A 13,942-nucleotide genomic window follows, 5' to 3' on the forward strand; every position below is an offset into this window, starting at 1 on the left:
TCCTGGCCTCCTCTCTTGCGCTCGGCTCCGTCGCGCCTCTCTCTGCTGCTTGCAGGACCACACGCGGTCATGGGTCATGACATCAAACGCTGCCGGCGATGTTGAGCTAAGTATACAATACCAGTAGTCATAGAATTCCTAAATGGTCGATTACTCACCTGAATTTCTTACCGACATTCTTCTCTACATTGTTACGGTACCGGTACCGTAACAATATCAGAAATCGATCTATAGTGCAAAGACAGGACTCATGCTCCGGCGAGGAGCGCGAGCCGTGGTATGCGCAGTGTGGGCAACGTTGTAGAGGGGGAGAGTGGTGGGCGAGGGGGGGGAAGCCTGGTCTGCTGATGAGGCAGCGGTCGTCAGCCGCGCGGGGGGAGGGGGGGCTGGAGTGGTAATAGGAGGAGGGCGCCGGGCAGGGGGAGCGGAAGGCTGCCGGCGCTGTGGGCGGAGGCAATCAGGAAGAGGAAGACAAAGACCAGAAGCAGCACTGCCAGAGCAATGGCTGTCAACAGGATCGCCGTCCGCAAGCTCAGGCCCTTCTCGGGCAGGGAGAGCGGCCATCCTTGAGGGGGGGCAGCGGAGGCAGCAGCAGATCTGCGCCGTGGGCGTATTGATCCTGCCTGGCCGCTGGCGTCGCTGACGACTGGGGGGGCCGTTGGGGAAGCGGCCTGAACGCGAGTTGAAGGAAGCACCAGGCGTTGTGGTTGCCCCTGGCTGGTCAGACTGCCGGCGCGTGGCGAACGGATCGAAGCACCTGCGGCCTGGGGGTTGCTCCAGCCGCAGCGAGGGCAGCCTGGCTGAGAAGAGGCCAGTGGCATCTGGCAGACTGGACAGCTAACGCCGGGTGTGCTGGTGCGGGCCTGCTGGTGCAGATCCTCGTAGAGCTGGGGCAGATCTGGCTGCGTCTTATGAGGATCAACTGCGCGTCCTCTCTCCGCGGTAGGAGCAGGCGGCTCCTGGCGCGCTACTTGTAAGTGCTCCAGGACCAGTCTCAGCTCGGCCTTGAATTCTGCCACCGATTGATAGCGTTCCGTAGGTTTGAGCGCCATTGCTCGCTGGATAATGGCATTGAGTCGCTGCAGAATCTCCGGCGGGAGCACGGCGAGCTGAGCTACGTGACGCGGCATGCGTGCCCCGCGCGAAGGGCGCGCGGCCTCGAAGCGGAAAGATTTGCCCGCCTTCTCTTCGGCCAGCAGACGGGTCAGCAGCTCCTGAAGCGAAGGCAGGCCAGCATGTCCCTGCTGGAGCGCCTGATTGCGGGCCGAAACGCTGGCTGGCTCTTGCATCGTCAAGGCGAAATACAGTGTTCCACCCAGGGCATAGACATCGGAGCGGGGGTCGGTGCCGCTCCCGCCGGGATACTGTTCGGGCGGAGCATAGCCGGGCGTACCTTGATGGCGGGCGAAGAAGAGCGTGCGTGCTCCGTCAGCCACTGCCTTCGCATTGCCCAGGTCGACCAGATAAGCGGTCCCATCGGACGTGATGCGGATATTGTCGGGCTTGATATCGCGATGGATCACCGGCGGCTGCTGACTGTGGAGAAACTGGACGGCGTCGCAGATCGCCAGCAGCCAGCCCAGAATCACAGGTAAAGGAATAGCCTCATCACGCTGGCGGGCCAGGCGCAGCTGTTCGGTCAGGTCGCGCCCTTCGATGTAGCTCAGCACAACATAGTAGCGTCCGCGCTCGCTGAAGGCATCGATGAAGCTGGGCAAATGGGGATGGTGGAGGCGGCTGAGTACGCGCGCCTCATGCTGGAGCTGTGCCTGGCCACTGGCACCGGTGACCAGATATTCTTTCACCGCACAAGGTTGATTGCTGCGCAGGTCCACTGCCAGGTAGACATGGCCGAAGCCGCCGCTGCCCAGGGCCCGCTCAATGCGGTACTGGCCACGCATGATCGTCCCCGGCGGGATGGTTTCGATCATCATAAGTGCTCTCTCTTCCTCCAGTTATCGCTCGGCTAAGAATAAGGGAGAGGCGGCGCCCCATGAGGCCCCGCTGCATTATAACACTCCCGTCGCGCCACTGTCATGAACACGCGCTACAATGGCTAGCTCGCTGGCAGGGAGAGACAAGCAAGCGTACAGTGACCGCCAGGAGCAAAGAAGGAGCCATGTCCTCCAAGATTCTCCTGGAGAGAGAAACGCCCTTCTCCCCCTTTTCTTGCCGATGGACTTCTCCCTGGGGGCAGCGGTGCTGTGCTGAGCCATCCTGTGTAGCTGCTCTGCCGCCTGGCTCAGCCAGTGCACCGAGATACCTGCCCATTGGCTGGTGCTGAGGTGACCTGAACGTGCTATGCTAGAGATATTCCCTTTTTCTTATTTTCTTGTTGTCCCAGTCGCAGCCGGTTGCTCGACTGTTCCTGAAGCAGCCGGTGGGCGAGCCTTCTGACCTGACCTGACCTGACCTGAAAGGTGGGGTGAACGAATGTCTGCGGCGAACTTGACCAGTGGTTTCCTCTTTGATGAGCGCTTTCTGGCCCACGACGCTGGGGTTGAAACCATTGTGCAGATGCGCGAGGGGGGCTTTGAGCTGGACCCCGAGCCGCATCCTTCGGATCTCACCATTACCAGGCGCACCTGGCAATTCTTAGAGCGTGCCGGCCTGCTGGGGCGCATGCGGTCTCTGGAGGCGCGACCTGCCCGTGAGGAAGAATTGCTCGCCTATCACACGCGCCCCTATCTCAATGGCTTGCAAGCTCATGCAGCGGGCGGCCCGCGGCAAGGAGACTGGGGCGAAATCGATGAAGACACGCCAGTGAGCGCCAGCTCGCTAGAGGCAGCGGTATGGGCAGCTGGTGGGGCCTGTCAGGCGGTGGAGGCTGTGATGCGCGGCGAGGTAGGTAATGCCTACGCTCTCCTGCGGCCTCCTGGTCACCATGCGGAGCGTGAGCGGGCCCTGGGCTATTGCATCTTCAATAACGCGGTCATTGCTGCCGAGTACGCGCGCCGCAGGTATGGGCTGGAGCGCATTCTGATTATCGACTGGGATGTCCACCACGGCAATGGAACCCAGCAGGCTTTCTATGCGGACCCGGGGGTCCTCTTTCTTTCTCTGCACCAGCACAACTGGTATCCCCGTCACTCGGGTGAGCTGGAGCAAGTTGGCACGGGCGCGGGCGTTGGCTACACCGTCAATATTCCCCTGCCACCGGGGACGGGTGACCGTGGCTACATTGCAGCCTTTGAGCAGCTGGTGCTGCCGATCGGCCTGCACTATCGCCCGCAGCTCATCCTCGTCTCGGCGGGGCAAGATGCGAGCTGGCTCGATCCGCTGGCGCAAATGATGCTCACCCGGGCCGGCTATCGGCGCCTGGCTGAGCTGGTGGTTGCCCTGGCAGGGGAGGTCTGTGCCGGTCGCCTGGTGGTCCTGCAAGAGGGAGGCTACAGTCGGGCGTACGTTCCCTACTGCACCGCGGCGATCGTTGAGGCCTTGCTTGGGGTCGACCTTGGCATTGTCGACCTCTATGCTGGTGCCTGGGAGCTAGAGCGCAGCGCGACCATCTTTACGCGCGCGACGCGCCAGGCTCTGGAGCAGGCCCGGCGCTGGCACCGTCAATGGTGGCCGCTATGAGATGAGCTATGGCGGCAGAGAGAGGGAGGCTGCAGAAGAGCAACCCGCCCGGGTGCTGAGCGCGAGCGGGGGGAGCACCTGGGTTGCGGCGGAGGAGATGACATGGCTGAGAAAGGATGATCAAGTGTTGGACACGAAAGGTGAGGGGCGCGGGCGCCTCCGGGGCTATCTGTTGGTGGGTATAGCCTCGCTCCTCTTTGGCCTCAATGGAAACCTGGCGCGCAAACTGTTCGATGAAAGCGTGTTGACGCCGCTGACACTGGTGGAATGGCGCATGCTCATCGGGGGGGCATGTCTGCTGATTTTACTGGGGGTGGTCCAGCGGGGGAAAGTGCTGCCACCGCCTCGAAGCTGGGGCTGGCTGCTGGCCCTGGGCCTGGCGATGGCGGCGGTGACCTATAGCTACTTCATGGCGATTAGCCGCTTGCCGGTGGCCATTGCCCTGGTGATCCAGTTCAGCACACCGGCCTGGCTGGTGCTCGGTGGGGCGCTCTGGCGACGCCGCTGGCCGGCGCTGCCGGTCCTGGGGGCCTTGCTCCTGGCGGGAAGTGGCCTGGTGCTGGTGACGGGAGCCTGGCAACAGCGATTCCTGCGGCTGGACCCCCTGGGGCTGTTCTATGCCGTGCTCTCGATTCTCTCCTTTGCCGCCTACCTGCTGCTGGGGCGACGCATCGGGCGTGTGCTACCGGCCCTGAGCGCCACGACCTGGGGGGCGATTATCGCCGCCCTCTTCTGGCTGTTCGTGCAGCCGCCCTGGCGCATGCCGCTGGCCAGCCTGCAACCGAGCCTATGGCCAGCACTGGCGGCGGTTGGGGTCCTGGGCATGGCGCTGCCGTTCCTGGGCGAGCTGGCGGCCCTGCGCTATCTGGACGCGGGCAGGGTGGGCATCGCTGCGATGCTAGAGCTGGTTGCTGGCAGCGCCATCGCCTACGTCTGGCTTGGCGAAGCCTTGACCCTTGATCAGCTCCTCGGCGGTCTGCTTGTTATGCTCGGAGTGGGGCTGCTTCATTACGAGGAGCTACGTCGTCAGACTGGCCACTCCTTCCCACAACCAGCGCTACCGCCAGCCAGCGCGGAGGAAGGAGAGAGCGGTCAGCCAGGTCGAGGGGGGGAGGGCCCGCGTGACCTGGCTGTCGGTCAGATATCCGAGGGCTAGAGCGGATCAGGAACGGCGCGGTTGAGGAGAGGGAAGGGGCCAGCCGAGGCTAGAGGAGTGGCCGTCGGGAGCCGGGGAAGACTCAGCGAATCGACTTCTCGCGATTCGGGTCCTCGCGCTCCTGACGGTAGGTCTCGTAGGCTTCGCGCACCAGACGGCAGATTTCCTGGGGATCATCTGAGACGCGGAGCAGCTCGGCATCGCCTGGGGAGATCTTGCCCTCGGCCAGCATGGTGTGGTGTAGCCAGTGCAGCAAGCCGCCCCAGTAGCGAGAGTCATAGAGAATCACCGGGAAATGGCTGACCTTGCGCGTCTGTATCAGTGTCAGGGCCTCGAACAACTCATCCATTGTTCCAAAGCCGCCCGGGAAGATCACGAAGGCGTTGGAGTACTTCACGAACATGGTCTTGCGGACCATGAAGTAGCGAAAGTCGATTGAGATATCCAGGTAAGGGTTGGAGGCCTGCTCGAAAGGCAGCTCGATATTGCAGCCAATGGAGAGATTGCCCCCTTCCTGGGCCCCCTTGTTAGCGGCCTCCATCACACCTGGCCCTCCCCCGGTGATAATCGCGAAACCAGCCTGAGCCAGCAGGCGAGCGGTCTCGACAGCGGCGGCGTAAGCGGGATCAGTGGGCCGTGTGCGGGCCGAGCCGAAGATGGCCACTGCTGGAGGAATATGGGCCAGGGCATCGAAGCCATTGACAAACTCGCTCATGATGCGAAAGACCCGCCAGGGGTCAGTGATGGTAAAGTCAAAATGGAGCGCGCGCTCCAGAGCGTGCTCGTCGGCCTGGATCTGCTCGCTCGGAGGTGGCTCCGAAGGACTCACTAGCGGGCGGGTTGGGCGCGTCAGCAGACGCTCATCCTCGGTCATGGGCCGGCGCTTGCTCTGGAACGAGCGGAAGCGCTCCTCCACCTTGCGATTCCGCTGATGAAGCTGGTTTCCTTTCGGTGACTGGTGCTGCGACGGTGAATGATTGTGATTGCGACTCATCGTCCTTCTTCCTCACGAATAGTGCGGTCCCTCTGCTTCTTGCTCTGGATACTGGCCGGGCTGGCTGGCGTCTGCTGCAGCCGCGGCGGAGGGCGAGCCGAAGGGGCGCCACTTCAAGACAATGGTGGAGAGCGGCGGCAACGTCAGCACAATGGACTGTGGGCAGGACTGCCAGGCGATGGGGGCGCTGGGTAGCGGCTGAGGATTACCGAGGCCACTGCCACCGTAGCACAGCTCATCGCTATTGAGTACCTCGTAGTACTCGCCGACCAAAGGGGCCCCAACGCGGTAGCCGAAGCGCGGTACTGGTGTAAAGTTACAGATAAAGATGAGCGTTTCCTCTGGGCGCCCACTGCGGCGTTGGAAAGAAATGACGCTGTTCTCGCTATCGTGGCAATCGATCCAGGCAAAGCCCTCCGGCTCGCAGTCCAGGCTGCTCAAGGCTGGCTCCTGCACATAGAGGCGATTCAGGGCGCGTACGAAGTCGCGCAGCTGAGCATGGTGTGGGTCGCTGGGTGGTTCCAGCAGGTGCCAGTCGAGGCTCTCACGATAGTTCCACTCGCGCCACTGGCCAAACTCGCCGCCCATGAAGAGCAGTTTCTTGCCCGGGTGCCCCCACATGTAGCCCAAGAAGGCGCGCAAGTTGGCAAAACGTTGCCAGAGGTCGCCTGGCATCTTGGTCAACAGCGACCCTTTCATATGGACCACCTCATCGTGAGAGAGGGGCAGCACGAAGTTCTCGGAGAAAGCGTATGTCAGAGAGAACGTAATATTAGTGTGATGATAGCGGCGATAGATGGGATCAAGGCGCATATATTCAAGCATATCATGCATCCAGCCCATATTCCACTTCATGCTGAAGCCCAGTCCTCCGACATAGGTGGGGCGTGAAACCAGCGGCCAGGCAGTAGACTCCTCGGCGATGGTCAGAGCGCCCAGCTCCTCGGCGTAGACGGCCTCATTGAGTTGGCGCAAGAACTCGATGGCCTCCAGATGTTCGCGTCCGCCGTAGCGATTCGGGACCCACTCGCCGGGGCCGCGCATATAGTCCAGATAGAGCATGGAGGCCACGGCATCGACGCGCAGCCCATCGATATGGTACTCGCGTAGCCAAAAGAGCGCGTTGGCGATCAAAAAATTGCGCACCTCACTGCGACCGTAGTTGAAGACCAGGGTTCCCCACTCGCGATGTTCCCCCTTGCGGGGATCAGCGTACTCGTAGAGGGGGGTCCCATCGAAGAGGCGCAAGCCGTGGGCGTCCCTGGGGAAGTGGGACGGCACCCAATCGAGGATGACGCCAATACCCTGCTGATGGAGATAATCGACAAAGTACTGGAAATCCTCCGGGCTGCCGTAGCGACTGGTGGGGGCATAGTAGCCAGTCACCTGGTAGCCCCACGAGCCATCAAACGGGTGCTCCGCGATCGGCAGCAGCTCGACGTGGGTGAAACCCAGATCTTTGACGTAGGCAGCCAGGGCATGCGCCAGCTCGCGATAGGTCAAGAAGCGATCCTCTTCAACGGCGCCGGGGCGGTGGCGCTCGGGGACGTGGCGCCAGGAGCCGAGATGCACCTCATAGATCGAGAGGGGAGCAGAGAGGCGCTGGTGCTCAGCTCGCTGGTGTATCCACTCCTCGTCGTGCCAGCGATAGCGATGCAGATCGGCGACGATGCTGGCGGTCGCAGGGCGCAGCTCAGCAGCAAAGGCGTAGGGATCGGCCTTCTCCAGCACCTGCTGGTTCACCCGTGAAACAATCGCGTATTTGTAGAGCGCACCCACCTGCACGCCGGGGACAAAGCACTCCCAGACGCCCAGCTCGCGGTGACGGAGCTGCATGGGGTGGGCGAAGCGGTTCCAGCCGTTGAAGTCGCCAATGACCGAGACAGCCTCGGCATTGGGGGCCCAGGTCGCAAAGTGCACCCCGCTGACCCCGTTGACCAGGCGTGGGTGAGCGCCCATCTTGTCGTAGAGGCGATACTCCCGACCCTGCCCAAAGAGGTAGAGATCAAACTCACTGAAGAGCGAGGGGACTGACTGATGGTTGGTCGGCTGTTGGGCGTTCGCTCCATCCTCAGAGACTGTTGACATGGCCTTGCATTCCATCCAGGCGCGAGATTGGTTCCAGCTCAATGCTGCTTCTTGGTGGTCGTGGCGCTCCTTATCCAGAGCACAGAGAACAATTCTAGCATAACACAAAAGGCAAGAGAGGGCCTTCCTTCTTTCTCTCTAGCTTTCTCTCTTGCCGGGACTCGGAGCTGAGGGCCTGGCTGGAGAGCGGCCAACAAGGCTCGGAGGCCAGGAGAGAACGACTTGCCTTCCTCGGGATTTGATGTACAATTTGAGGACATGTGAGTGATTCGGAGGCGACAACCTCTGTTGAGAGGTCGGCTACTCGCTCCCCAGATGAAGCAAGCGGAAGGGGATCAGCGCTCTGCTGAGGGAGAGAGGGCGCGCCTGCGGGAGGAAGGCCAGGATCATGAGCGAGCGATGAAGCAAGCACACATCAGAGTTTGCGCTGTCTGGTTGGCGAGCCAGTGATAGGGGGAGGTCGGTGGCTGGTTTTCAGGAGCATAGCATGATCACAAAGGAGGCCAAGTCATGAGCATCGACCTGGCAAAAATGAAAGCATTGCTGGAGGCAAAACGTGACGAGCTGCGGGAGGATATCGCCCGGTTGACCGCTCCTGCGGCCCCGGTGGAGTTGTTGCCCCAGGATAATGAGGACTCAGCGACCGAGATTCAGACCTATCAGCAGGAGCAGTCAATCCTCGAAAACGAACAGGCCCTACTGGCCGAGGTCGAAGCGGCCCTGGCCCGCATTGAGGAGGGGACCTATGGGCGATGTGTGAGCTGCGGGCGTCCCATTCCGGAGAAGCGCCTGGAGGCTATTCCGTGGGCAGCGCGGGATGTGCAGTGCGAGTCTCAGCGCCAGGCTGGCCGTGAGAGCTTCGCGGGCTAGCCTTCGTACAGTGCAGCGGCAATGCCCTGGCCTCTCAGGCCCCACATGCAATCTCGGCGTAGCAGACCTTGCCCGCTGTGCTGGTTACTGGGCCGAGAGGGGGAGGCCAGAGCGGCAGCTCAGCTGGCGTGCCCGTGACCGTCAAGGAGCGGTTCCTGCATCCTGCAGAATGTCTGCGAGCCTGCTTGCGGGACGCTCCTTTTCAAGTGAGAAAAAATCGGCTACAATACAAGAGTCCTCACGAACGCACGTCCAAAGAAAGACCGGTGGAACGAAAAGCCAGTCCTCAGCAGAGGAGGGCGAGGGCAACTTCTCTAGAGCGTTAGGTGCCTGAAGAAAAGGCTGGAGCGAACGAGAGCAAGAAAGGAAGAACGAAGAGCAGTGAGCGCGCGTCGCGCACGTCTCTATGATCTGCTAGCCCTGCTGGTGATGGCCCTGGTTGTTGGCCTTGACCAGTGGACCAAGGCGCTGGTAGTCAGCTATCTGAGTCCTCCCGATAGCGGACGGATGGTTCCGCTGCTGGGTGACTATCTCTCCCTCTATTATACCCGCAATAGCGGAGCGGCCTTCGGGCTGTTTGCCAACAGTGTGGTCCTGGCGGGCCTGATTGCCGTGGCCGTTGCAGTCGTCATCACGCTCTATCTGCGCGGCTTGAACTCGGGGCCGCTGAGCTACAAGCTGGTCTTCGGCCTGATTATCGGCGGGGCAGTAGGCAACCTCATTGATCGTGTGCGGCATGGCGGCTACGTGGTTGATTTTATTCTCTTCCGCATTCCTCAGATCGGTTTCCGGTTCGCGGTCTTTAACCTGGCCGATGCGGCCATCACGGTGGGGGTTGTCCTGTTGCTCTTGCTGATGGTGACGGGGGCACTCCCGCGGACCGCTGGTTCCGATGAGCTGGCCACGAGGCAGCAGAGGAGGGAGCATGTCAGCCACTGAATCTATCTTCTCTCACCCCCAGCCAAAGCAAGAAGCCATGTCAGCAGATCGCCATGAAGTGCGCAGGTACGAGATCGGTCCCCAAGAGGCCGGCCAGCGTCTGGATCGCTCTGTGCAACAACAGCTGGCACCGCTCTCGCGGACAGCGGTGCAGCGTCTCATCGACGAAGGGGCGGTGCTCGTGAATGGGGAGCGCGAGAAGGCGGGCTATGCCCTGCGGGCCGGAGATGTGGTCGAGATTCTCTGGCAGCAGCCCCAGCGTTTGACGCAGGTGGCGCCGCGGGCCTTACCGTTAGAGATCCTCTACGAAGACGGTGACCTGCTGGTAGTCAATAAGGCTGCTGGCATGGTGGTGCATCCTGCTCCTGGCCATGAAGAGGACACGCTGGTCAATGCCTTGCTGGCCTATTGCCCTCAGCTACGCGAGGTTGGCAGTGGGGAGCGTCCTGGCCTGGTCCATCGCCTGGATAAGGATACTTCGGGGCTGCTGTTGGTGGCCAAGCACCAGCAGGCCCTGACCGCCTTGGCCGAAATGATGCAACGGCGCCAGATCCACAAGCGCTATCTGGCCTTGGTAGTAGGCCAGGTGCCGCTGGACCAGGGCACCATCGAGGCCCCCATTGGACGCGACCCGCGCAATCGCCAGCTGATGACGGTGACAGCCCACCACAGCCGCGAGGCGCGCACCCATTTCCGGATCGTGCGCCGTTTCGCGCAGCATACGCTCTTATCGGTTGAGCCGGAGACAGGTCGCACCCATCAGATTCGCGTGCATCTGAAGGCTATCGGCTACCCTGTGGCAGGCGATCCGGTCTATGGGCGCAGCGGCCACCGCTTGCCGGGCCTGACGCGCCAGTTCCTGCATGCCGCGCAGCTGATTCTGCCCCATCCAATGACCGGGGCAACACTGAAGCTAGAGGCCCCGCTCCCCACTGATCTGCAAGCCGTTCTGGCCAGAGAAGAGTTGCTCTGAGAGCAGATGATTCGGCTTGCCAGGCGCTCTCGTGCCCTCCGGCTCACCCCCTGGAAAGTTGCTTATAGGCCCCTGGCAAAAAGCAGGGGGGGATGCTACACTATCCTCAGCGAAGGGAGTCGGGCTTCCCTCACCTGAGTGAGTGAGTGAGTGAGTGAGTGAGAAGCCACGGCTGGCCAGGCCGGTGGATTCAGCGCCGCTCGTAGCGCGAGCGCCCATCTCGTGCCTTGACCTTGGACTTCGCCCTATCCATCCATGATGCGATTGCTTCCGGTGGCAGCGCCTCGGCAGGAGCTCCTCGCCTCGATCAGCTCGCCGTGAGCGCGTGCCTCGCCCTACTACTCAAATCGGTGAGACGGATACAGCACTAGCGTTCTTGCTCCTCCTGATGATTGCTCATAGGAAGCTCTTCTCGTCCCTCTTGACTTGAACTTATGTTCTATGTTACTCTGGCAGGAGAAGAAGAGAAGGGCCGACCGGCGGAAGCTGGAGACCGTGCTCCGACCGCTGTCGCTATTTCTGAGGCACTGTCCCTGGCAGTGCGAGCTTGTCTGAGAGACTGACGCTTGACGAGACGAAAGGAGAACCAGGCCATGCCTGTACTTGAAGCAACTGACAGGCTCACTCCCAAGAGTGCCCTGCGTCATCGTCCTCTGCAATCAGAGAGCGGGTCGGAGCGAGCAGCCGGATCAACGGGGGCGGCGGAACCAGTGGTGCAGCGGGCCTCGCGTCCGCGTCCGACGTTGGCCGATGTAGCGTCCGAAGAGATTGCGGAGTGGAGGCGGGTCGAGGGTGAAGGAGAACGCCGAACCGGGTCGAGGCGCTCACTCAGGGGGCCAGGTCGGACGACGGGCGGATCGCGTGGAGCCTCCACAGCGGCTGCTGCCACCACGACAGCAGCTCCTGGCGGGCAGCGCGGCCCGGTGGCAAGCTCTGCTCCAGTCCGGGAGGGGAAGACCACGGCTGGGCGGCAGCCGCAGATGCGCCGCTGGTTCCGGGCTCACCCATTGCTCTATCTTGGATTGGGTATGCTCTGCATGCTCCTCCTCTGGTGCGTGTTACTGCCGCTGGTCTCCTGGGGTCAGACGACCCTGGATGATCTGCGCTACGGTCGTCCGCGGACCTTCCAGATCGATGCTTTTGTGGGCCACAATGAAGCGGCGGGGATTCCAAGCCACTTCATCGCGCTCAATCTGAATGGGCATATCGAGATCATTGAACTGCCAGGAGGTGATCCAGCTCATGCCCGCATCTATGGTGGTCCCCAGCTCTATGACCCAGATGCTGATTTGGTACCGGTGACCCTCAGTTTTGCCGATGTCAATGGCGATCGCAGGCCGGATATGCTGGTGCACTTCCAGAGCACGCGGCTGGTCTTCATCAACGATGGCAACGCCTTCCGTCCGCTGCGCCCTGATGAGCGACCCGCTGTGCTCCAGTATCTCGAGCGCCATCCCAATCTCTAGAAGCAGGAAGCCGTCCCTGCCAGAGGGGCCACCGCGGGAACGAGAGAAGGGACCGCTGTCGCGAGCTGCTGGCGTTGTGGTGTCAAGGGCAGCTCACGGCAGCCAGTCCCTTCGTCCCGGCCTGGGTATGAGTATGGGCTTGGCCGCAGCGCCTGGGCTCCACTCAGCCCGGTACGCTGCGCTGAGGCAGTGCCAGGCTGGGGAAGCGTCCGGCCAGCTCAGCCGTAGATTCGCCCTATCGATCTGTGCGCTGACGCTGACCTCGATGTCCACCCAGGCTTGGCGATCAGAGGTCGAGGTCAGTCAGTCCAGTCGGCTACTACGGAACCGGACCTGCCGACTCGTCAACAAACTCCTGATAGGCTCATTGACAGCCTCGTGCGTGCATTGGCCGTCTGGCCAATCGGACCGCTGGCAAGGTCCGGGGAGCTGGTTCTCTCTTCCGGCAGTGTGGAAGGTGAGACAAGCGTAGAGAACCGCGGGAGGGGAGGGAGGGCACGTTAGTGGTGTCGCCGCTCTCCCTGCCGCTCGCTCTCCCCATGTGCTCGTCCTTGCTGCCCCCTGGCCGCCTGAGCCAGGACAGCCCCCACGGAGAAGCCGACTCGTTTGCGCGCGGGAATAGTAATCTGCTGCCCCCCACGGATGGATTTGACCTTGCGCGGAGCAACGGTGCGCAAGCTCCAGGTGCCGAAGCCCATCAGACGCACCTCGTGCCCACGGGCCAACTCCTCGCGCACGACCTCGGTGAAGGCGTCGATCACTTTGCCCGTCTCCTTGAGACTGAGGCCGGCCCTGGCCGCCGTCTGGTGAATCAGCTCGTCTTTGCCAATGACACTGTGATGCTTTTCAGACGAGACAGTGGTCATATCGGTTATTCCCTCCTTGTGCTAACGAAATGGCGCTGCTGAAGGCCCAGTGCGCCGCAGGGCGCCCCTTCACAACGCTGCTTGACGCAACACACGTTCCCGGTTTCGGTGAGCGTCTTTGGTCTCTCAGCGACTCACCATGCTGCCGCATTGTGTATGGGAATGGTGTTACCATCCATTTCCACTATACAGAGCCTCACCAAATACCGCAGGAGAAAGCTCCTAGCATTCCCCTTGACATACTAGACAGGAATAGCTACACTTGTCTACAAGATGTCTAGACAGAATAGAGCCTATGTGCAAATCTGTGCTGCCCTTGAGGAGGAGATCCGCAGCGGACGCCTGCCGACAGGCCAGCGACTACCGGGTGAGTATGAGCTGGCGCGGCGCTTCGGAGTCAGTCGCATGACCGTGCGGCAAGCGCTGGCGGAGTTAGCGCGTAAACAGCTGATTCAGACGCGAGCAGGCTCGGGCAGCTATATTACCTTTGATCACCGGCCCCTGGACTGGAGCCAGGGCTGGTCTCGGGCGCTGACGCGCCAGGGGGCACAGGTCACGACGCGCGTGCTCTACTTTGGAGCAGTGGTCGACCCCGAGCTGCGGGAGCGCCTGCAGGTAGAGGCGGAGCGTTTCATTGCGCTGGACCGCCTGCGTCTGCTGGAGGGACGCGAGCCGATCTCGCTGGAGCGCAGCCGCATGCCCCTGACGGAGCAGACGAGCGCTTTGTTAGATATTGATTTCGCCCATGAGTCGCTGATGGAGGTGCTGACGGGGCGCTTAGGACTGGTACCTGCGACTGGAGAAGAGTGGGTAGAAGTGACGCGCCTGCGCACTGAGGAGGCTCATCTCTTGGGGAAGGCAATTGGGGAGGCATTCTTACTGAGCCGGCGTGTAACGCGCGATTGCACGGGGCAGGTGATCGAGCATGTCGTCAGTTTGCTGGACCCGTTGCATTTCCGCCTCTATATGACCTTTGATCTGAGTGCGAACGAGCGACAGCGGAGGTAACAG

Annotated in this window: 11 protein-coding genes; 7 read left to right on the forward strand and 4 right to left on the reverse strand. The window is 61.8% G+C overall.

Translation table 11 applies throughout. The features are described from left to right. Window positions 1–362: 362 nt before the first annotated feature. Window positions 363–1,934 carry a serine/threonine protein kinase gene (locus tag N688_RS09605; RefSeq protein WP_052889081.1) on the reverse strand — a complete coding sequence of 524 codons (1,572 nt, stop codon included), beginning with the start codon at window positions 1,932–1,934 and terminating at the stop codon, window positions 363–365. A gap of 499 nt (window positions 1,935–2,433) precedes the next feature. On the opposite strand from N688_RS09605, the gene N688_RS09610 reads away from it, so the two are divergent. After that, the gene (locus tag N688_RS09610; protein ID WP_052889082.1) at window positions 2,434–3,579 is read left to right on the forward strand and encodes a class II histone deacetylase; all 1,146 of its coding nucleotides are present in this window, start codon (window positions 2,434–2,436) and stop codon (window positions 3,577–3,579) included. 124 nt (window positions 3,580–3,703) lie between these two features. After that, entirely contained in the window at window positions 3,704–4,735 is a 1,032-nt protein-coding gene (locus tag N688_RS09615; RefSeq protein ID WP_162179526.1) for an EamA family transporter, read from the forward strand. An 82-nt stretch (window positions 4,736–4,817) separates the two neighbouring features. Here the strand turns inward: N688_RS09615 and N688_RS09620 are convergent, their stop codons facing one another. Continuing rightward, a complete protein-coding gene (locus tag N688_RS09620; RefSeq protein ID WP_420341016.1) occupies window positions 4,818–5,609 on the reverse strand; it encodes an LOG family protein in 792 nt (263 codons plus the stop codon). 132 nt (window positions 5,610–5,741) lie between these two features. Further along, entirely contained in the window at window positions 5,742–7,817 is a 2,076-nt protein-coding gene (gene glgB, locus N688_RS09625; RefSeq protein ID WP_202901880.1) for a 1,4-alpha-glucan branching protein GlgB, read from the reverse strand. Window positions 7,818–8,327: 510 nt separating this feature from the next. Here glgB and N688_RS09630 point away from each other — a divergent pair. The 4 genes from N688_RS09630 to N688_RS22755 all read left to right on the forward strand — a co-directional run bounded on the left by N688_RS09630 (window position 8,328) and on the right by N688_RS22755 (window position 12,065). Further along, entirely contained in the window at window positions 8,328–8,687 is a 360-nt protein-coding gene (locus N688_RS09630) for a TraR/DksA family transcriptional regulator (protein WP_052889084.1), read from the forward strand. Between the two features lie 381 nt (window positions 8,688–9,068). Then, window positions 9,069–9,626, forward strand: a complete 558-nt coding sequence (lspA, locus tag N688_RS09635; protein ID WP_052889085.1) for a signal peptidase II — start codon at window positions 9,069–9,071, stop codon at window positions 9,624–9,626. A 37-nt stretch (window positions 9,627–9,663) separates the two neighbouring features. Further along, a complete protein-coding gene (locus tag N688_RS09640) occupies window positions 9,664–10,599 on the forward strand; it encodes an RluA family pseudouridine synthase (RefSeq protein WP_052891438.1) in 936 nt (311 codons plus the stop codon). A 593-nt stretch (window positions 10,600–11,192) separates the two neighbouring features. Continuing rightward, complete coding sequence (locus N688_RS22755) at window positions 11,193–12,065, forward strand: FG-GAP repeat domain-containing protein (protein WP_156025358.1); 873 nt, start codon at window positions 11,193–11,195, stop codon at window positions 12,063–12,065. Window positions 12,066–12,565: 500 nt separating this feature from the next. Here N688_RS22755 and N688_RS09650 read toward each other — a convergent pair whose 3' ends face one another. Further along, the gene (locus tag N688_RS09650) at window positions 12,566–12,931 is read right to left on the reverse strand and encodes an HU family DNA-binding protein (protein ID WP_052889087.1); all 366 of its coding nucleotides are present in this window, start codon (window positions 12,929–12,931) and stop codon (window positions 12,566–12,568) included. Between the two features lie 297 nt (window positions 12,932–13,228). Between N688_RS09650 and N688_RS09655 the strand changes: the two genes are divergently transcribed. Further along, window positions 13,229–13,939 carry a GntR family transcriptional regulator gene (locus N688_RS09655; protein ID WP_162179527.1) on the forward strand — a complete coding sequence of 237 codons (711 nt, stop codon included), beginning with the start codon at window positions 13,229–13,231 and terminating at the stop codon, window positions 13,937–13,939. The last annotated feature ends 3 nt before the right edge of the window (window positions 13,940–13,942 follow it).

Source organism: Thermogemmatispora carboxidivorans, from assembly GCF_000702505.1.
Lineage (GTDB): Bacteria > Chloroflexota > Ktedonobacteria > Ktedonobacterales > Ktedonobacteraceae > Thermogemmatispora > Thermogemmatispora carboxidivorans.